The 19,802-nt window shown below is 47.0% G+C and carries 18 protein-coding genes; 10 read left to right on the forward strand and 8 right to left on the reverse strand.

Annotated features, from left to right (window positions below):
* Nucleotides 1-19: 19 nt before the first annotated feature.
* The 5 genes from AS151_RS11405 to AS151_RS11425 are packed head-to-tail and all read right to left on the reverse strand — an operon-like array spanning nt 20 to nt 4,639.
* A complete protein-coding gene (locus AS151_RS11405) occupies nt 20-1,321 on the reverse strand; it encodes a retropepsin-like aspartic protease (RefSeq protein ID WP_071517179.1) in 1,302 nt (433 codons plus the stop codon).
* Nucleotides 1,318-3,369, reverse strand: a complete 2,052-nt coding sequence (locus AS151_RS11410; protein WP_071517180.1) for a hypothetical protein — start codon at nt 3,367-3,369, stop codon at nt 1,318-1,320. Before AS151_RS11410 ends, AS151_RS11405 begins: the two co-directional genes overlap by 4 nt.
* Nucleotides 3,370-3,864 (reverse strand): DUF948 domain-containing protein, encoded by a 495-nt coding sequence (locus tag AS151_RS11415; protein ID WP_139240626.1) that lies wholly within the window; start codon nt 3,862-3,864, stop codon nt 3,370-3,372.
* Between the two features lie 10 nt (nt 3,865-3,874).
* A complete protein-coding gene (locus AS151_RS11420) occupies nt 3,875-4,261 on the reverse strand; it encodes a hypothetical protein (RefSeq protein WP_071517181.1) in 387 nt (128 codons plus the stop codon).
* A gap of 51 nt (nt 4,262-4,312) precedes the next feature.
* Nucleotides 4,313-4,639 (reverse strand): hypothetical protein, encoded by a 327-nt coding sequence (locus AS151_RS11425; RefSeq protein WP_071517182.1) that lies wholly within the window; start codon nt 4,637-4,639, stop codon nt 4,313-4,315.
* A gap of 411 nt (nt 4,640-5,050) precedes the next feature.
* On the opposite strand from AS151_RS11425, the gene AS151_RS11430 reads away from it, so the two are divergent.
* Nucleotides 5,051-5,392 carry a hypothetical protein gene (locus AS151_RS11430; RefSeq protein ID WP_071517183.1) on the forward strand — a complete coding sequence of 114 codons (342 nt, stop codon included), beginning with the start codon at nt 5,051-5,053 and terminating at the stop codon, nt 5,390-5,392.
* A gap of 87 nt (nt 5,393-5,479) precedes the next feature.
* Here AS151_RS11430 and AS151_RS11435 read toward each other — a convergent pair whose 3' ends face one another.
* Complete coding sequence (locus AS151_RS11435) at nt 5,480-6,487, reverse strand: pentapeptide repeat-containing protein (protein WP_071517198.1); 1,008 nt, start codon at nt 6,485-6,487, stop codon at nt 5,480-5,482.
* A gap of 302 nt (nt 6,488-6,789) precedes the next feature.
* On the opposite strand from AS151_RS11435, the gene aroB reads away from it, so the two are divergent.
* The 6 genes from aroB to AS151_RS11465 all read left to right on the forward strand — a co-directional run bounded on the left by aroB (nt 6,790) and on the right by AS151_RS11465 (nt 15,238).
* Complete coding sequence (gene aroB, locus AS151_RS11440; protein WP_071517184.1) at nt 6,790-7,890, forward strand: 3-dehydroquinate synthase; 1,101 nt, start codon at nt 6,790-6,792, stop codon at nt 7,888-7,890.
* A gap of 37 nt (nt 7,891-7,927) precedes the next feature.
* Nucleotides 7,928-9,064, forward strand: coding sequence for a Holliday junction branch migration DNA helicase RuvB (gene ruvB, locus AS151_RS11445; protein ID WP_071517185.1), 1,137 nt, complete (start codon nt 7,928-7,930; stop codon nt 9,062-9,064).
* Nucleotides 9,065-9,399: 335 nt separating this feature from the next.
* Entirely contained in the window at nt 9,400-11,316 is a 1,917-nt protein-coding gene (locus AS151_RS11450; RefSeq protein WP_071517186.1) for a GtrA family protein, read from the forward strand.
* A 77-nt stretch (nt 11,317-11,393) separates the two neighbouring features.
* Nucleotides 11,394-12,800 carry a DUF2142 domain-containing protein gene (locus AS151_RS11455; protein WP_071517187.1) on the forward strand — a complete coding sequence of 469 codons (1,407 nt, stop codon included), beginning with the start codon at nt 11,394-11,396 and terminating at the stop codon, nt 12,798-12,800.
* 101 nt (nt 12,801-12,901) lie between these two features.
* Nucleotides 12,902-14,320 (forward strand): DUF2142 domain-containing protein, encoded by a 1,419-nt coding sequence (locus AS151_RS11460; protein ID WP_084639532.1) that lies wholly within the window; start codon nt 12,902-12,904, stop codon nt 14,318-14,320.
* Nucleotides 14,321-14,485: 165 nt separating this feature from the next.
* Nucleotides 14,486-15,238, forward strand: a complete 753-nt coding sequence (locus AS151_RS11465; protein ID WP_139240627.1) for a tetratricopeptide repeat protein — start codon at nt 14,486-14,488, stop codon at nt 15,236-15,238.
* A gap of 90 nt (nt 15,239-15,328) precedes the next feature.
* Here AS151_RS11465 and AS151_RS11470 read toward each other — a convergent pair whose 3' ends face one another.
* Nucleotides 15,329-16,180 carry a TIGR01548 family HAD-type hydrolase gene (locus AS151_RS11470; RefSeq protein ID WP_170861375.1) on the reverse strand — a complete coding sequence of 284 codons (852 nt, stop codon included), beginning with the start codon at nt 16,178-16,180 and terminating at the stop codon, nt 15,329-15,331.
* Between the two features lie 102 nt (nt 16,181-16,282).
* Between AS151_RS11470 and AS151_RS11475 the strand changes: the two genes are divergently transcribed.
* The 3 genes from AS151_RS11475 to obgE all read left to right on the forward strand — a co-directional run bounded on the left by AS151_RS11475 (nt 16,283) and on the right by obgE (nt 18,739).
* The gene (locus tag AS151_RS11475) at nt 16,283-16,609 is read left to right on the forward strand and encodes a 30S ribosomal protein PSRP-3 (RefSeq protein ID WP_071517190.1); all 327 of its coding nucleotides are present in this window, start codon (nt 16,283-16,285) and stop codon (nt 16,607-16,609) included.
* Nucleotides 16,610-16,937: 328 nt separating this feature from the next.
* Entirely contained in the window at nt 16,938-17,621 is a 684-nt protein-coding gene (locus AS151_RS11480; RefSeq protein ID WP_071517191.1) for a Mo-dependent nitrogenase C-terminal domain-containing protein, read from the forward strand.
* 77 nt (nt 17,622-17,698) lie between these two features.
* Entirely contained in the window at nt 17,699-18,739 is a 1,041-nt protein-coding gene (gene obgE / locus AS151_RS11485; protein WP_071517192.1) for a GTPase ObgE, read from the forward strand.
* Nucleotides 18,740-18,938: 199 nt separating this feature from the next.
* Here the strand turns inward: obgE and AS151_RS11490 are convergent, their stop codons facing one another.
* Nucleotides 18,939-19,571: a type I restriction endonuclease gene (locus AS151_RS11490; RefSeq protein WP_071517200.1), complete on the reverse strand. Its 633-nt coding sequence runs from the start codon at nt 19,569-19,571 to the stop codon at nt 18,939-18,941.
* Nucleotides 19,572-19,802 lie beyond the last annotated feature (231 nt).

A 19,802-nucleotide genomic window follows, 5' to 3' on the forward strand; every position in this document is an offset into this window, starting at 1 on the left:
CTGCACTCTAGGAGAAAATTTAGCAGTTTTGGTTGGATTCCCTGCTAGAAATCTCGTGGTAGGGGCGTTGCGATGGTCCGGAGGACTGGTGCGGTAGGCACCATCGCGATGTTTTTGGCGCTTGCAAGCGCAGGCGACCGGTTTCGGGAAATCCTAACTCGCCGCGGGGAGCAAAATACCAGTGCTGCCGGTAGTGGTTGAGGAAGTTTTGCCCAACAATGCCGTCGATGCCAATTAGATCCAAGAGGGTATTGTCTAAAATAACAGTCTCGACTTGGTTTTGTTGGTGTTCGCCAATTTGCAAGCTGGATAGTTGGGTCAGTTGACCGGTTTGTTGGCCACAAAATCCTTGCACTTCCACGGTTTCCTTTTTTGATGGTAGGGAAAGCAAATTGGCAACTTTTTGGGAAATGACACCGATACTGGCACCGGTATCCAACATCAAAGTAAATGGTCCTTGGTTGTTGATGCGTGCTTGAGCGGTCATAAGGCCCATTTTGCCTTCTAAGGCGATCGCATTTTTGGGAGGTTGGGAAGGGGGCAATAACTGCAAGGTGGCGGTTGCGGGATTGATGGTCACATCGAAGCTACTGAGAAAGTCCAATCCCAAAATGCCGGCGCGATCGCTGGGAATAGTAGTTGCTGGTACTTCCAAACCGCTCAACCCACTAACGGTGGCTGCACCAACGGTTAGGCTAGGAATTTGGTGCAGTTTGGCTTCCATGCCGGCGCAATCTTCTCCGACGGCAAAATAGGAAAGCAGTTCGCTGGGAAAAGATTCCCCTTGTAGGTTCAAAGCCGTGGCTACTTTCGGGGTCAAAATGGAGTTGGAAGCACCGGTGTCTAGTAGAAAATCTTCTTCGGTATCGCTAATGGTAACGGGAATGGTATAAACAGTGCTGCCTTCGGCAAGTGGTTCTAAAGCAACGGTCGCTTCCCCCTGAGAGCTGGGTTTGGGTAGGGAAAAACCGGTGGCACGCATCAAAGCCAGCAAACGCTGGTTGGCATCGGCACGCAAGGCACCATCGGCGTTCAGCAAAACCACTTGCAAAACGCACTGGGTGGCAATCGATTCGATTTCTTCCATTGAGGGAATTTCGGTGGCTGAGTCGGCAGAGGTTCGCATGCACCGAAACAAATCGTTGAGAATCTGTTCGCTGAGGTTTTGGTTTGAGTTTGGGGATTGCTGGGCTAGTTGAGGGGAGTGGCTGGCTTCGGGAACGGTTTCCGGCAGGGAAGGAGAAGAAACGATTTGACCGAGTCCACTATTTCCCAAAGTGGCAGCGGTCAAACCCAAGGCAACAATCCAAGAGAGGTTCATTTTTCGGAAGACTCCTGAGCTTGGCGATAGAGCTGTTCGGTTTCTTCTAGGATACGTTCAAAATCTTCTTGCGTGGAGCGTTTGACGTAGTTAATTTTGACTTCTTCAATGAAGACGTAAAGCAGTTCTTGGATTTCTTGGATGGTTTTTTCTTTTTGCACTTCGCTACGAAAGGTACCGGTAAAGTTTTGGACGATTTTTTCCAATAATTCCGAGCCGACATCGTCTTCTAAGCTGGATTGCAGGGCGTTACAAATGCTTCTGGTGAGATCTCCTGCCAGGCGGTCGGTCATTTGTGAGGGGAAGTTCCCCACGCCAGGGAGGTTTTTAAATTGTTTGTAAGCGTTTGATTGGGCTAAGGCCTGGTCTAAACTGTGACGCACAAAAGCTTGCAGGTCCGGTTGAATCGCGGGAAGGACCTGGTAAGCGGTGATTTGAACTAAGCGATCGCTGATGGTTTGCACCTCGTCAATATCGTTGAGGTCGATGTATTCCCGTTCTTCTTCTTGGAAAACCCATTGCACCAAATTCCCCTGGGCAATACCTTCTTGTACTTGACTAAGAACCCGAATGACCACAATTTCGGTAAGTTCCCCAGCAAAGTTGGCGATGATGTCTTGGCTAATTTGTTGGCGCAGGGTCTCCATATCCACCAGACGAGATTCGTGCAGTCGTGCTGCCACAGGAATCACCCGCAACCACCGCCAAAAAGGCAGCAACAGGGGTAAGTCGTACCAACGCCGGGAAAATGCCCATTGCAGCCAATTCCCCACAGGCACCAACAGCAAATATTCGTACCAACGGTATTTAGGAATCGTAAAGGGATGGGTGAGATTGTAGTAAACCGCGCGCCCCAAAATTTCCCCGACAAAAATCAAAATAAACCAAACATCAATAATGCTTAAAAAGCGATCGGTGAAGTTGCCGCTTTCGTTAATCGAGCGAAAGTAGTTGGTGGAAAGTAAAAACCGAATATCTTCATTAAAAAAGACCAGTTCCTGGGGCCAGTAAGGTTGCAGCAAATTTTCCCGACTCCAGTAAATTTGAAAGGATTGTTTGGCAGAATCTTCTGCTGTATAAATATGCTCGCGCATGCGATTTTTAATTTTCTCCAAAGTCCCGCTTTTTTCCGCCACCTGAAAGGGATTTTGGTCAATAATTTCCACACTCATTTCCTGCAGGTCGTCTAGCAAAATTCGAGAGGTGGTGGTATTCAGCCAAGCTTCAGCCAGTTCGATTTTGAGCCGGTCGACCAGTCGCAGATATTCCAAGCCCTCGGGGGATTGCAAGGCGTTGATTTGCGGGCGAATTTCTGCATCGAAGAAAGCCAAAGCGGCTGGCAAACCACCAATTTCTTCCATGGTTTCCACCTGCCAAAAGACTGCCAAAGACCGATGAAAATCTGCGGGTTGGGTTTGGTAGTCGAGGAAATTGCCCTGCAGCCAATGGCGAAAACGTCGTTGCAGGTCTTGCAACCAATTGGCGAGTTCACCCAATAAACCGTACTGACGGTTGGGTTGCACCTGTTCGGGGAGTTGGGCGCTTTGCTGGCGCAGTTGTTGCAGCAATTCTTGGATTTGGGGCGATCGCTTGGCGGTGCGTACCAGTTGCGCTTCCAATTGGTTAACTCGATCTAAATATTTTTCCGTATCGCGATAGGGTTCGATTCCCTTAATCGGGTCGTATATTTCAACGAGTACTGGCAGATGACGCAAGTAAAAATCGCGCCCAGGCACGTAGCTCATATCGAACAAAACCAGACCCAAATCAGCGACGGCGACCAGGGCCATTCCTTTTTCTAACGTGGGAAACACCCATCGCAACCAAACTGGCATCCATTGGGGATATTTGCGAGGGAAACGCTTGCGCGAGGGCATGGGCTCTACAAACTGCTGTTTTTTGCTAAAATTGGCTCCGTTGTTTAGCTTATCGTCTTTTGCCGGGACTTCAAAGCCATTCTCTTGGGAAAACCATCCAAACAAAATGCCCACCACGCTGAATGAAGATGGTGGGGAAAATAGGTGGCGATGCGATCGCGGAAAAATCACCTACGAGAAACGGCGATCGTTATTGGATTCCTCTGGTGGTTCCTGAGGAGATTCTAGGGAATTGGTAAACTCCAAGGATTGGTTGTACGCCGAACGCAGGCGTTTGTTGGCGCGGCGGTTGGAGGCAGCCGATTTGCGGTTGAAGGTTCTCCAGGCAGCTTTTACCCCGGAAAAGACGCCGCGGGTAGTGGTTTGTACTTTTTTCGCTTGTTTTCTAGCACCGCCAAAACTATCATCCACCCCTTTAACGACTTGACCGGCACTTTTGACGCCTTCGCTTACGTCGTCGGTTAAATCGCTAATTTCCATACCCGTCAGGCGAATAGCTTCCAGGGTAGGCGGTAGTTCCCGGTTAAGGGTATCGGCCAGTTTTTCAATACTACGAGCTGCCCGGGTTAGTTCCCTGGCGGTGGGGATAAGCACCACCAAAACCATGGAAAAGCTAACGGCTACGAGCAGCAGGGAAAGTCCTAACCAAAAAATTGGGTCGCTCACAAATCAATTCCTAGCGCAACAGGTTTTCGCTAGCAGGCGTTTTCGCCGACTGTTCGTCTGGAGATGTGTCGGCCGGTTCGATACCGTCGGTGTCGTCGGCTGGTTCGTTGGTTTGCCATTCTTCTTGCGCCACTTCCATTCCCACAGCGATCGCTTCTTGCAATCGCCCGAGGAAGCTATCCCAACGGCGATGGACGACATGGGAAATCCGGTTGGCACGCAATTGCATGCTGGTGGACATATCTTCGGCAAGTTCTGGTATGGCGGCGCTGGATTTGCGAGCCAAATACCGCAGGCGCTGGCGGCGGCGCGACGATAGCCAAATACCGGTTGCCGCACCAGCTACAGTTCCTACCAGCATGCCTCCGAGAAAGGCCCCATAGCGTTTCTTAGACATTGTAATAATTGGTTGGTTGGTTGAACAGCTGATTGAGGCATTGGCTGCATTCTACCAAGATTTGCGAGTATATCGCCGCGATCGCGAGGATCGCTGCTGCCAAAATTTCTGTAGGTTTCTCAATACCGATACAATTTTTTGCAATTGTTGCAGTTGCCAGTTGAGTTGCCGGTATTTTTCCCGCAAACGCCCCGTTCCCTGTTCGGCTAGGGCGATCGCACCAGGAGATTGGCGCAACCCGTTATGGGTACTGCGTTCGGCTCTGGCAACGGTATCGGCTACATTTCCCAATGTACGACCTACCTGCCAAATTTTCCAAGCCAGGTAAAATCCCAATAGCGATAGCAATGTATTAACGACGAGGACAAAAACCAGCATTTTTACTTATAACCTAGAATCGGCAGGGGAGAACCAGATCCCTAAATCTACAGACGGAGCGATGCCGATCGTACGGCATTCACCCATCGTGGCTGCAGAGACTTTCAGAGAAAAATTCACCTTAAAAACGTAGTCAGTTCGTTAAGACTTAGGCTGGTCAGCTACCTGAAGCTGCAGGCATGAACAACCCCCCGTGCTTCAGCTGGGGGAGCTGACAATTTCCCGCTACTATTGAACAACTAGAAAATTTTGGGGTTGGCTACGAACTTTGGTTCTGATTCTGCCAGTTTCTAGTTTTCTACCATTGTCCGACCGGATCGAGCGTTCTTTTGCTATATTTTCGCCGTACAATACTACAATTGTAGTATGCTACCCAACGATGTTGACAGAATTTTTACAGGAGGAACTCCCATGCGAACCATAACACACACATCCACCACAGAAATGGAAGTAACAAGCATTCGCCTGGAAAAAGCTTTAAAGGAAAAATTAAAATTTCTTGCGGGAAATCAAGGCTACCAGGCTTTAATTCGAGAGGTTTTGTGGAGCTACATCCAAGAAAAATCCGGCGAATACACGCCTCAAGTTTCTAAAGATGATATTCGTGCCACCATTCCTGCCACTGCCCAAAGAGAAGAACGCTGTGCGCTCACGGGCACAGCGATCGCACCGCAAGACCCCATGTTACTTGGATTTACCGTACGTGGCAATATCGTTCCCCTTACCGCCGACAGTATCGACACCGAACTTTGAAAGCCCTTCCAAGCTTCATCTGGGAAAGAGGAGAACTACGCGCGATCGCTACAATAGGGGAAATTCTCCCTTTCCCAACCAAATCCATTACGAAGCCAAGGTATAATTTTCCGGTAGCGTAGCATTCGTGAGATCGGCATCGGTTAAATCGGCATCTAACAAACAAGCATCCCGCAAGCTCGCCTCCCGCAAATTAGCTCCATGCAAACACGCACCTTCGAGATTGGTGCCCCAAAGATACGCACCGCTGAGATTCGCTCCCCTGAGATCGGCTTCCGCAAAATTCGCCAAATTTAAATTTGCCCCCCGCAAATCCGCATGTTGCAGCTGGGCATTGGCAAAATCCGTTTTCATGAGATTTGCCTCGCTAAAGTGCGTATCCTTGAGTTGGCTATCGTGCAAATCGGCTTTTTTAAGAATTCCTTCATCCACATCGGCAACCCGAATTCTTGCCTCGCTGAGATCGGCACCAGTAAAATCAATGCCGTGCAGTCTAACGCCGCTCATTTTGACCCCACTCAAGTCTAATCCACTAAAGTCTACCCCTTCCAAGCTAATCCCATTGAGAAAGGCACCGCTGAGTTTTACCCCATTTAACTGAGCCCCCTGCAAAATGGCACCACTGAGTTTGGCTTCGCTGAGATTCGCCCAGTTGAGGTTGGCACCGCTAAGGTTAGCAGCACGGAAATTAATCCCCGTTAAATTGGCACCGCATAAATTCACCCGCGACAGATTGGCTCGATAAAAACTCACCCAAGTTAAAATCGCGCCGCTGAGTTTGGCATCCCGTAGGTCAGCCCGTTCCAGCTGTGCCCCTTTTAAATTTGCCTTGGTTAAATCAGCAGAACGCAGCAAACAATCTTGTAACTTAGCAAAGCTCAAATCCGTACCGTACAAAAAAGCATTGCAAAGGTTGGCACCTACCAAAAATGCCCGAGACAAATTACCGCGGGCAAAAGAAGCGTTTTCCAGGTGGGCGCGGGATAAATGAATTTGTTCTAGATGGGTACCAATCAAATTAGCCCCTGGCAAGGAAACTTCCTTAAAATTTCTTTCTCCGCTCTTATACTTTCTTAATAACTCATTGCTATCCATAACCCTCTCTCCGTCAAAAAAACACTGGTGGACATCGTGCTTATTTTCTTTCATCGTGCCGCATTGCTAGCCGCAATTGAGAAATCTGTATTGGTTATTTACATCTTTTATTGTTTTTTAAAAAATCTTTTCTCCCGGCAAGATTGCTAGCAATAACGCTTTTGAAGGAAACCAAATTGCTATATAATAAATAGCCTGCAACGCTGTTTGCGAACTGGGGAACGGGATAGCAAGCGAATGGCTTTTTTTCTCTTCTCTGGTTCGATCGCTTCTGGTTTCGGACCCCCTATCAAAGCAATGCCATGTCTACGACCATTTCCGTATCCCTGCCCGATAATAGCTATCCCATTCATATTGTTCCCGGGATGTTAGACCGTTTAGGTTCGTATTTGGCAGAACTCAACCCGGGCAAAAAAGTGTTGTTGGTTTCCAACCAAACCATTTTCCCCCATTACGGCGATCGCGCGATCGCATCTTTACAAGCATCAGGATTTGACGTTGCCACCTACCAACTCCCCGATGGCGAAGCTTACAAAACCCTCGATTCCATCTCCCAAATTTACGACGCTGCCCTAGACCATCGTTTGGAGCGATCGTCTACCATGGTAGCGTTAGGCGGTGGTGTCGTTGGCGATATGACCGGATTCGCTGCTGCTACCTGGCTGCGGGGCATTCACTTCGTACAAGTACCCACCAGCTTGCTAGCCATGGTGGATGCTTCGGTAGGCGGCAAAACCGGCGTGAACCATCCCCAAGGCAAAAACTTAATCGGGGCTTTTTACCAACCGCGTTTGGTTGCCATCGACCCAGATGTGTTGCAAACCTTACCAGAAAGGGAATTTCGCGCTGGCATGGCGGAAGTTATCAAATACGGCATTATCTGGGATGTAGAATTGTTCTTACAGCTAGAAAAAGCCCAGCGTTTGGATAGCTTCGTCCATTTAAGCCACGACCTGTTGGAAATTATTTTATCCCGTTCGGTACAAAGCAAAGCCGATGTGGTCGCCAAAGACGAAAAAGAAGCCGGTTTGCGCGCTATTTTAAACTACGGACATACCATTGCCCATGCCATCGAAACCCTCACCCACTATCAAGGAGTCAACCACGGAGAAGCTGTTGCCATTGGCATGGTTGCCGCCAGTCGCATTGCCGCCAAAATGGGAATGTGGGATCCGCAAAGCGATCGCCGCCAGTATGCCATCATTGAAAAAGCTGGATTGCCCACCCAACTGCCGGCGGGATTGAATATTGACGAAATTGTGGCTACCCTACAAAAAGATAAAAAAGTACAAGCGGGCAAAGTGCGTTTTATCTTACCCGAAAAAATTGGACAAGCCACCATCAGCGATCGCGTCATGCCCGAAACCGTCAAAGAAGTGTTGCAGGATATGCTACCAGCATAACCCACGCCATTGAAGCAATCGCATTTCGGGAATTGTTATGGCTATTATTTCCTCCGCCAATCCCTCTCCCCATTCCAACCACAAAAAAAAGAAACCGGCAAAAGACCGCTTGCAAGAAGCCAGCGGTGACTATGCAGCCAGCGAAAAAAACGCTTCTCTAGTACAAGCAGAAGCCACCGAAGACGAACAAAACCAAATTTCCCCAGAAGAAGGGCTGCGACCGCAACATTTTGACGATTATATCGGGCAAAAAGACCTAAAAGAACTCCTCCATATCTCCATTCAAGCCGCCAAATCCCGCCAGGAAGCCCTAGACCACCTGTTATTGTACGGACCCCCAGGCTTGGGAAAAACCACCATGGCGCTAATTTTAGCCCAGGAAATGGGGGTTAATTGTAAAATTACCACAGCCCCCGCCTTAGAACGCCCCCGGGATATTGTGGGATTGTTGGTGAATTTGCAACCCGGCGATATTTTATTCGTAGATGAAATTCACCGCCTGCCCCGCATCACCGAAGAAATTCTCTATCCGGCGATGGAAGACTATCGGGTAGATATTACCGTGGGCAAAGGCAAAAGTGCCCGCAACCGCAGCATTTCTTTAAATCCATTTACCTTGGTGGGGGCAACAACTCGAGTTGGGGCTTTGACTTCACCGTTGCGCGATCGCTTTGGGACATTGCATCGGCTAAAATTTTATGAAATCGAAGAACTCGACCAAATTTTACGGCGAACCGCAGAAATTCTACAAACCCCTCTCACCCCCGAAGGGTCGCTAGAAATTGCCCAACGCGCCCGGGGAACCCCTCGCATCGCCAATCGGCTGTTAAAACGGGTACGGGATTACGCCCAAGTCAAAGCATCGGGAACCATTACCGCCGAAGTTGCCCGAGTGGCTTTAGAATTGTTCCAAGTAGACCCCAAAGGTTTGGATTGGACCGACCGACACCTGCTAACCATAGCCATCGAAAACTTTCAAGGGGGTCCAGTGGGATTGGAAACGTTGGCGGCAGCAACGGGAGAAGATAGTCAAACCATTGAAGAAGTTTACGAACCGTACTTGCTACAAATCGGCTACCTGCAACGAACCCCCAGAGGTCGCCTAATTTCCCCGGCAGCTTGGCAGCATTTGGGGTATACCCCACCCGATACGCAGTTGCATTTAGAATTTTAGGGGAATTTTCTTAAAAAACTGTTCGTTGCAGTATCGTCAAAGTTTCTCCACTACCTAGAATGCGGGAATTAGCAACTGTCGAGATATGGTCGAATTTCCATCAAGGGGAAACTTAGGTGATGCAAATGCAATTCAAATAAAATTCGTATATTCCAGAGATACAAATTTTTTTATATTTCCTTTATACGAAGAAAAATAAGTATTTTCTCCAAAGCGCGACTGGTTAATAAATTTTACAAATGATTTCTTCCTATTAGACTGAAGGCTCAAAAAAATGAAGTAATATATCTCCAATATCAATATTTTGTTTCAATCGTCGATCTTTTGGTGGTGTGATGGAATCGCAACCTATATATATTTTAGGCGCTGGTCCTGCGGGATTGGCAGCAGCCTACAGTTTGACCAAACACGGATATTCTGTTGTCGTTGTGGAACGGGAATCCCAAGTAGGAGGGTTAGCCAAAAGTATAACCTATAAAAATTTTATTCTCGATTTTGGTCCCCATCGCTTTTATACCAAACTAGCACCGGTTTTGCGGCTTTGGGATGAAGTTTTGGGAACAGAACAAGTTACGGTGAATCGCCTGACACGTATTTATTATAGGGGCAAATATCTTTCCTATCCATTAAAAGCCAAAGAAGTTCTTTCTGTACTGGGGATTCAAGAAAATTTCCGCATTCTCACTTCATATTTTTGGGCGCGTTTGTTTCCCTACCGCCAGCCGGGCAATTTTGCCCAATGGGTGACCAATAAATTTGGGCGGCGGTTGTTTGAAATGTTCTTTAAAAGTTATACGGAAAAGTTGTGGGGGGTTCCCTGTACGGAAATTAGCGCTGATTGGGCTTCCCAGCGAATTAAGGGGTTGTCGCTGATGAAAGCTGCCCGCAATGCGTTGTTGGGAAACGATGGTAAGGTAAAAAGTTTGGTTGACCAGTTCCAGTTTCCTCGTTTGGGTTCCGGTCAGCTATACGAAAAAATTGTGGAATTTCTGCATCGCCACGACCAGCAGGTATTGCTGAATACAGAAGTGACGAAGGTTCACCAAGAACAAGGTAAAGTTACTTATATTACTTTACGCGATCGCGACACCAACGAAAGCAAAACAGTTCCCTGCAGCCAGGTGATTTCCTCGATTCCCATTACGGTGTTGCTGAAACAGCTAGATGAAGCCCCACCCCAGCCCATTATCGAACATGCGAAATCTTTGAAGTTCCGCAATACGGTTTTGGTGTATTTAATTGTGGATAGGGGAGATTTGTTTCCCGATAACTGGCTGTATATCCACGACAATCGGGTGAAGTTAGGGCGAATTAGCAATTTTGCCAATTGGTCGCCGGATATGTTGCCCAATGACTGGCAAACGCCTTTGTGTTGCGAGTATTGGTGTAATTTTGACGATGAGTTGTGGCAAATGGATGAAGCGCAGTTGCGGCAGCAGGCGGAGACGGAACTGAGAACCATTGGTTTGTTGGGCAACGAACGGGTTTCGGATGGGTTTGTGGTACGCTTACCACGTACGTATCCCCTTTATGCGGGTAATTATAAGGTGGCGTTGGAAAATATTCAGGCTTATTTTGAAGGGTTTGAAAACCTGCAACTGATTGGTCGTTACGGTTCGTTTAAATACAACAATCAGGACCACAGTTTGCTAATGGGCATTTTAGCAGCGGAAAATGCGATCGCGCCGCAAAAACACGATCTTTGGTCGGTCAATACCGATAGCGAATATGTAGAAGAGGCATCCGCTGACGCTAAAACCACTGCCAGCAATCAAAACCAACCCAAACGCAAACGCGGTCTGTTGCGCCAGTTAGGCTATCAGTTTACCAGTTATTTGTTTACTGGTGGGGCGGCGACGATTGTGGATGTGTTGGTGTTTGCGATTTTGACCCAGTCGGGTTTGTGGTATGTATGGGCGTTGTGTATTAGTTATTTGGTGGGAATGAGTACCAATTTCTGGCTGAGTCGTCGTTTTGTGTTTGGCATTTACTGGCAAAATTGGCTGGTACAATATGTAGTGTTTGCCGCGATCGCGACCAACAGTTTATTGGCAAATTTAGGTTTGCTACAACTTTTGGTGAACGAATTGCAGTGGCATCCCACCTGGTCTCGTCTGGTGAGTGCAGCTTGCGTGGCAGTGTTAAGTTTTACTGGTCACAAGTTGTATTCTTTTGCGGAAAAACCCAGCGAACGTTTTGGCAACTCTCCAAAAGCAAAAACTCGTCTACAAAGTTCTTCAATAGAGCAATAATAGTTATCTGTTGACGGTCGCATTTACCTAGCTTGGCAGCGTTCGATCGCAATTTTTTATTGGCATAGAAGCAAAAAATGTACCCACAGGAACTTGGCAAGTTTTCTTGGCAACAATTTTATCGCCAACCCGAATCCGCTTTTCTAATTTTATCCTTGGTTTTTGGGATAATTTTTTTACTGGTAGTGCCGCCTTTTCAAATTCCTGACGAACCCGCTCATTTTTTGCGGGCTTATCAGGTCAGCCAATTCGATCTAGTTGCCCAAAAAAAAGATGGCATCGTGGGTGGTATGCTGCCAGAAAGCGTCAGCCAAGTTTTTTACGGTTGGTTGGATTTACCTTTTCACGTAGAACGCAAAGCAATATTAGAATTATTTCAAAATTCTTGGCAAATTCCCTTGCAGCCTTCCCAGAAAAAGTTGACTTGGTTTTCCAATTCCGCTTTATATAGTCCGGTTCCTTATTTTCCGCAAAGTATCGGAATTGCCTTAGGAAAATTTTTTCATGTTCCTCCTCTAATTTTAATGTATTTGGGTAGATTGTTTGCCGGGATAGCTGCTATTGGAATTACATTTCGCGCAATTGCGATAGTACCATTTCTGAAATGGGCGTTTGTTTTTTTGTCTCTGACGCCGATGGCTATTTTTTTGCGGAGTTCTCTGTCGGCTGATAGTATGTTAATTGCCCTTTCTTTTTTGTTTGTAGCTCGTTGTTTGGATTTGGCTTTTCGCGATCGCGATCGAAAACGAATAGACGGTAAAATTGCTGAATTACTCATTGTAGGAAGTGCGATCGTTCTATGCAAACAGGTATACTTTCCTTTGGTATTTTTATTTTTTCTCATTCCCATCCGCAAACTGGGCAATACGAAAAAATATCTCTTAACGGCTAGTACCGTGATTGTTACTTCCTTGTTGGCAGCTTTTCTGTGGAGTTGGGTGGTTAAAGATATCTACGTACCGTCCAGATTTGATGTAGAAATCGATCCGGAGCAACAGTTTGCTTTTATTGTAGCCAATCCTGTCAAATTCCTAGTAATGATTTTAACAGATTTGCGCAACGATATTGATTTTTATCTTCATCAAATGGTTGGCGTTCTTGGATGGTTAGATACGCCGCTGCCAAATTTTTTATGGATTTCCTATTTGGTTTTGTTTTCTATTGTTTTTCTAACTGACAATCCCCATAAAATCCCCGTTTATCGATGGCAAAAGCTGGGAACTTTAGCAGTGATTTTCGGTGGCTTTTTTTTAGTATACGTATCGATTTTTATGTCTTGGACGGGGGTTGACGCAGATAATATCATCGGCATACAAGGACGATATTTTTATCCTTTTTTGCCTCTGTTTCCTTTTCTGTTGGTGAACCATCGGTGGCAAGTGCCATTGCCAGATAAAACATGGAAACTGATATTGGTTCTTTATTTAATATTCGTATTAAGTGCAAGTTTGGTGATTTTGAGCGATCGCTATTATGGAATATAACCAAAATACACAGATAGCGTATAGAATCAAACGAAACTAGTGTTCGATATAAAAAACTGTAGTTTCCCATTGTGTGCCATCTATCTAAAAACGCTATTTTTATGCAAAGGTCAAATTTGCGCTCGTTTTCTTGGACGAAATTTTACCGCCAACCAGAACATGCTTTTCTCATTTTGAGTTTGGTATTTGGAACAATTTTTCTATTGGTTGTTCCACCGTTTCAAATTCCCGACGAACCCGCCCATTTTTTAAGAACTTATCAAGTATCTGAATTAAATTTTATTCCTGAAAAACAGTGGATGTCTAGCAGAAAAGGGGTTTACACCGGTGGTATGCTACCAAAAAGTTTGCCTTACTGTTTTGCTTCTTGGTCTGAGCTAAATTTTCATCCAGAACGCAAAGCCACCCTAGAAAGATTTCGAGAATCTTGGCAAATTCCTTTACAGCCTTCTCAAAAAACGTTTTTGGGATTTTCCAATACCGCTTTATATAGCCCCGTTCCTTATTTGCCCCAAAGCATCGGCATAACCCTGGGCAAATTTTTTCACGCCCCGCCTTTACTTTTAATGTATTTGGGTAGGGTTTTTGCTTGGATGGCGGCTACGGGAATTACATTTTGGGCAATTGTCAGACTCCCTTTGATGAAATGGGCTTTTGTTTTTTTAGCCCTAACACCAATGGCGGTTTTTTTGCGCAGTTCCCTATCGGCGGATAGCATATTATTGGCACTTGCTTTCTTGTTGGTGGCGACTTGTTGGCACTATGCTTTTCGTTCGCAAAAACTAACAGCATGGAATCTAGCCGAATTAACGATTTTAGGCATGGCAGTTTCCCTATGCAAACAAGTATATTTCCCTTTAATTTTTCTATTTTTCCTCATTCCCCGTCACAAACTGGGAAATACCAAAAGATACTTTGGTGCTGCCGGTATTGTTATTATCGCAGTGTTTGTGGTTGCTTTCATCTGGAGTTCTATTGCTAATAGCGTTTTTACCCCTGCGAGGGGAGACATTCCCATCGATCCAGCCAAGCAGCTAACTTTTATTGTAGAAAATCCGATGGAATTTGTTGGGATGGTTTGGAAGGATTTTGATGAAGATGTGGATTTTTACCTGCATCAAATTGTGGGGATATTGGGATGGTTGGATACGCCGTTACCTGGTTTTCTCTGGATTCCTTACATTGTGGCTTTGCTGGGGGGTGCTCTTGCTAGCGATCGCGCCCAATTTTTTATACACTGGTGGCAAAAAGTGGGGACGTTTTTTGTTATAATTGGTATTTTCTTCTTGGTTTATGTTTCCATGTTTTTTGCATGGACTGCTGTAGGCGGTGAAGAAATTAAAGGGGTTCAAGGACGTTATTTTTTCCCGATTTTCCCTTTGGTTTTGTTTTTATTGGCGAACCGTCGTTGGCAGCTACCGATAGCCGATAGGATATGGCAGCCGGCGGCTGTTTTGTATCTCATCTTCGTTTTAAGTTCTAGTGTGGTCATTTTGTTCCATCGCTACTATCCGATTTAACCCCTGCCAGGAATCACCATCTCTTGCTAGACTCAAAAAGATATTAAAAAATGTTTCTAGCACCCAAAACCAGATGGAAGGGAGATTATGCGAAACGTAGCGATCGCTTTTTTCGGATTTTGGCTATTGGTTGGTAGCATTTGGATATTGCCAACCGCATCGGCAATGGCTGAACCCACAGCCACACCAACCGAACAAGTGCAACAAGAAGATATCGAAACCGTAGAAGACTTGGTAGAGCAAGCGTTGACGGCTACCCAAGCTGGCAATTTTGCGGAAGCCGAACGGTATTGGAGCCAATCAATCGACAAACTGCCCAACAATCCGGCTTTGTGGAGCAATCGCGGCAACGCTCGCCTGTCGCAAAATCGGGTTCGAGAAGCGATCGCAGATTACAATCGTGCCATAGAATTGTATCCCCAAGCACCCGATGCCTATCTCAACCGTGGCATTGCTTGGGAAAGATTGCAAAAATGGGAAAAAGCGATCGCGGATTACAATCAAGTTTTAGAAATCACCCCAGACGATCCCATCGCCTACAACAATCGTGGTAATGCCAAAGCCGGTGCTTTGCAGTGGCAAGAAGCTGCCGACGACTACCAAAAGGCGGTGGATTTGGCACCGGAATATGCCTTTGCTAGAGCCAATCATACATTGGCACTTTACGAACTGGGCAAAACCCAACAAGCCATTCGCGAGTTGCGCAATCTCGTGCGCAAATATCCCAAATTTGCCGATATGCGTGCGGCGTTGACAGCAGCTTTGTGGGAACAAGGTAGTCTGGGAGAAGCTGAAAGCCACTGGTATGCAGCAGTTGGTTTGGATGCGCGCTATCGGGATATGGATTGGGTGCGACAAGTGCGCCGCTGGCCGCCCACCATTGCCAATGCATTGGAACGATTTCAAAATATAGAATAAAGGCACCATGCCAAATCCGCTCTACAGCATAAACCCCAAATTGAAAAAAAAAACCGTTTTAGTAGGGTGTGCCTTGCCCACCCGACGATTCTAAATGTGGTTTTGATTGGCGGATTTGGCATCGTTATCGGCAATTAATTTTTCAATGGCATCTGGCGTTAAATCCAATACTTGTTCCAACACCACAGCCGCCCCCGCTTGCTGCAATTTTTCGGTATAGCGGTGGCGGTTTTCGGTATCGGTTTGGGCGTGGGGAGGCAATACACCAACCCCAATCCATTCGCGGGAACTGTCTTGACGGCGTGCTTGCTGCACCACATACATATCGCCTACCGTATCGCCGACGTAAATCACTGGAGGATGGTTGGTGAAGTTATATCGCTGTTGCAGTTGTTGGCAGACGAGGAACAATCCCCTGGGATCGGGTTTGCCCGGTGCGTCTTCCATGGCAATTAAAATGGGATGGGCAATGCCTACATGTTTTTGGAGCAAATATTCGGCTTCTGCACGCATGGCACCGCTAAAAAATCCCCACGGTATCTGCGCTTGCAGCAAGTTTTGGAAGTATTCACCGGTAACCAAGACGGGTTCTTGGGTGATGTAACCGTTCCACTGTTGGTCGTTGTCGCCGCGATAGCGAGATTGGAAAAAATCAATGAGTTCGGGGAAGTTTAACTGGATTTGTTCGCGGGATTTTCCCTGTGCTTCTCCATACCGGCAAACCAGTTCGGCGGAGGCTTCCCAGTCGTTGTTCCAAATGCCTTCCGATTTGAGGCGGTCGATTTCTTCTAAACTGGGGCGGTAGGCGTTTTGGGTAAAATATTCTACGGTATCCGCGATCGCGCGGCGGTAGGATTGGCTAACATCCCGCAAAACGCCGTCGATGTCAAAAACCACAATGCTGGTGGCAGTATCCCCGAAAGAAGACTGTGTGGGCTGCAAGATTTTTCCTCCAGATGCTGCTGGTCGATCGAAACAGGCAAATTGTTGTTTGCCAATGGTTTGTTTTAAAATAATAAGGTTGTACCGTTATTTTGCTCAAACATGGAAGCACAACAGCAACAGCAACATTCTTCCAAATTTGTCTTGAAAATTCTCTGGCTGGAAAGCAACGTCGCGATCGCCGTTGACCAGGTAGTGGGCAAAGGCACCAGCCCTCTCACATCTTACTTTTTCTGGCCCCGCAACGATGCTTGGGAACAGCTAAAAAACGAACTGGAATCCAAACACTGGATTTCGGAAGTTGACCGGGTAGACCTGCTCAACCAAGCCACCGAAGTGATTAACTACTGGCAGGAAGAAGGCAGAAGGCGCTCTATGACCGTTGCCCAAGATAAATTTCCCAACGTTATTTTTACCGGTAGCGACTAATAGATATGGCACAACTGCCATTTTGAAAAAACTGCTGCTATTTTGGTGCCGTTGCTCCTTCCCGAAACCCAATTTTCTAGGTTCGGAAGTAGGAAGGGGGCAAAGCACCTTATTTTTGTGGGGATCGATAAGAATCCTCGCAGCGTCTGGTGGGATCTATAGATTTTTCTTTATCCATGGATTGTTAAGAATTATAAAGAAAATACAAAAAATGGTCAAGATCGGCGATCGCGCCCTCTGAGCTGTTTTCAAAGGGCAAGGATCCGAGTTAGGGTAGCTGATGGTAGTCTTCGTTTGAGCTGAAGAAGGATAGAAAGGATAAAGTTTTATGACTGGTGCTGTGCAATCTCTAGAAACCCGCGAAGAAATTTCCACTTGGATGCGAGGCTTGCTAAAAGTCGCTTGGGTTGATGGTCATTTTGACGAACAAGAGCAAGAACTCATCGCCAGCGTCACCCAACAGGAAGTGGATCCGAATACCAATTACCAATCCCAAGAAAACATCCAGCCAGAAGAAATTGGGGCGGTTCTGGGGAAAAATCCCAACGTCGCCGAAAATTTCATGAGAACGGCAGTTATGGTTGCCTTGGCGGATGGGGTGTATTCGCCTAGTGAAGACGACATCCTGCATCAATTTTGTGATGCTTTGGGATTGCGAGTCCAGGCTTTAGAATCCTTACGGGAAACCCTGGAAGACCCCCAATCCCAACAACCAGATCGAGACAGCCAATCCCAAGAACTTTCTCAAGCCCGTCCGCATCTGCTGCGACCCGTACGGGACTGGTTGGAGGGTTTGGAAATACACGATCCCAAAGTAGCACGTTTTCTGTGTAAAATGATACCAGCCCAGTGTCCTTTTGAACGGGAAATTAAGCTATTCGGACACAAAATTGTCTACATTCCACCGCTATGCAAGCTCAATCCCCTCTACGACCAATTGGTGAACCTACGCTTTCGCGCTCTTTCCTATCTTGCGGATGAGTGCGGCGAGGATGTTTCTAAGTACTGTTAAAGCCAGTTGGTATACCCAGTTTCATCCACAAACATCGCAATCGTCCTTTTTTCCCTACGTTTCCAACTAGCTAAGCCATGCAATTTATCGACCAAGCAGACATTGAAGTACAAGCAGGAAAAGGCGGCGACGGCATCGTTACCTTTCGGCGGGAAAAATACGTACCAGCCGGCGGTCCAGCTGGTGGGAACGGCGGCAGAGGCGGTTCGGTGATTTTGAGATCGGATGAAAACCTGCAAACGCTGCTAGATTTTCAATACGCCTATCGATTCCAAGCCGAAAAAGGCCAGCGTGGCGGACCCAACAACCGCACGGGAGCTAATGGAAGCGATCGCTTCATTGAAGTTCCCTGCGGTACCGTGGTATATGACGGGGAAACGGGGGAGTGTTTGGGAGATTTAATCGAACCCGGTCAAACCCTGTGCGTGGCAGAGGGAGGGAAAGGCGGACTGGGAAACCGACATTTCCTCAGCAATCACAATCGCGCACCGGAATATGCCTTGCCAGGGAAGGAAGGTCAATATCGGCGCTTGCGTTTGGAGTTGAAATTGCTGGCAGAAGTGGGGATTATTGGGTTGCCCAATGCGGGAAAATCCACCCTACTTTCGGTGTTGTCGGCTGCCAAACCCAAAATTAACGATTATCCGTTTACCACGTTGGTACCGAATTTAGGCGTGGTACGCAAACCCACCGGCGACGGTACGGTTTTTGCGGATATTCCTGGTTTGGTAGAAGGGGCGCATTTGGGTGTTGGTTTGGGATACGATTTTTTGCGCCACATCGAACGCACCCGTTTGCTGGTGCATGTGGTAGATGTGATGGCATTCGACCCCGTTGCCGATTACCGCACCATTCAAGCCGAGTTGCAAGCTTACGAACATGGGTTAGAAAACCGCCCGCAAATTTTGGTTTTGAATAAAATTGATGCTTTGGGCGACGACCAAGAACCGATCGATGCGATCGCGGCTGAATTTGAAAAAATTCTAACATCTCAAAGCGATCGCTTACCCATTATTAAAATTTCCGCCGTCACTCAAGTTGGCTTAGATAAGCTAATGGATACGGTTTGGCAAATGTTAGATTCCATGGAGCCAGTGCCAGCGGAATCGACTCAGTAGTTGCTGCGATCGAGCGATCGAGCGATCGAGCCTGGGAGCCTGGGAGCCTGGGAGCGTGGGAGCGTGGGAGCCTGGGAGCCTGGGAGATACAATTGGTTGTTTTATCTGAAGCCCCGATGCTCCGATGCTCCGATGCTCCGATGCCCCGATGCTCCGATGCTCCGATGCTCCGATGCTCCGATGCTCCGATGCCCTTTCCTCACCAACGAACCACCACTTGCCCCAACTGTTTGAGAACCTGCAACACCTCATAAAGGTCATTTCCGGGGTTGAGCAGGGAAAACAGCCGCGAATTGCTGTATTGGGAGGTGGGTTGGCGAATTGCTTTTAAAAATAAGAACTCGTTGCCATTAACGATCGCGCCGTAGGTGGGGCGATCGCTTTCTGGATTTCCCAGCATATAGGTTAAAGCTTGCGGGATTGCCCGCGTTACGGAAAAATCGCTGCATTTGGATTCAATAACCAGCAACCAAAGGCGATTTTTTTGCACCAGTACGTCAATTCTCCCTTGAATCACCGTGCCGTCATCTTCCATTTCCAAGGTGATACTGGTTTCTGTCTCAATATGAAAGGGTTTCCGGTAAAATCCTGCCAAATCAAGCAATGGTGCCAACACTACCATTTTAACGCTATTTTCTAACATGGGTGGGTCTTCCATCAGCGCCCAAAAATTATCTTTGACGCGATCCAATAACTGCCGTTCTAATTCAGTTAGGTGGGGATGTGTTTGCGACCCTTCGGGAAAAAATTGGGGATCGGGATTGAATTGTAACCCCAATTGCTGTTTGAGCGATCGCAAAGTAACCCGATTGGCAGGAAGAACGGGAGACATAGATTGTTCGTAGTATTGTTCCGTTCTCCCATTATAGCTAGGGTTTTTCCCAAATTCCCCATCTCCCAAACTACTGATACCAAATCCGTACTGGCAAGCCCCGATAATGCAAGCGGGTAACAACCCCCTGTGGTCCCCCTTGTAAAGGCAGGGCTGTTTCATTCTAGCAAAATAGGAAGCAGCTCATACCGCTTCCAGAGCCATTTACGACCTTCTTTAATTGATATGAAA

The sequence above is a fragment of the Geitlerinema sp. PCC 9228 genome (assembly GCF_001870905.1).
In the GTDB taxonomy this organism is placed as follows: Bacteria; Cyanobacteriota; Cyanobacteriia; order Cyanobacteriales; family PCC-9228; genus PCC-9228.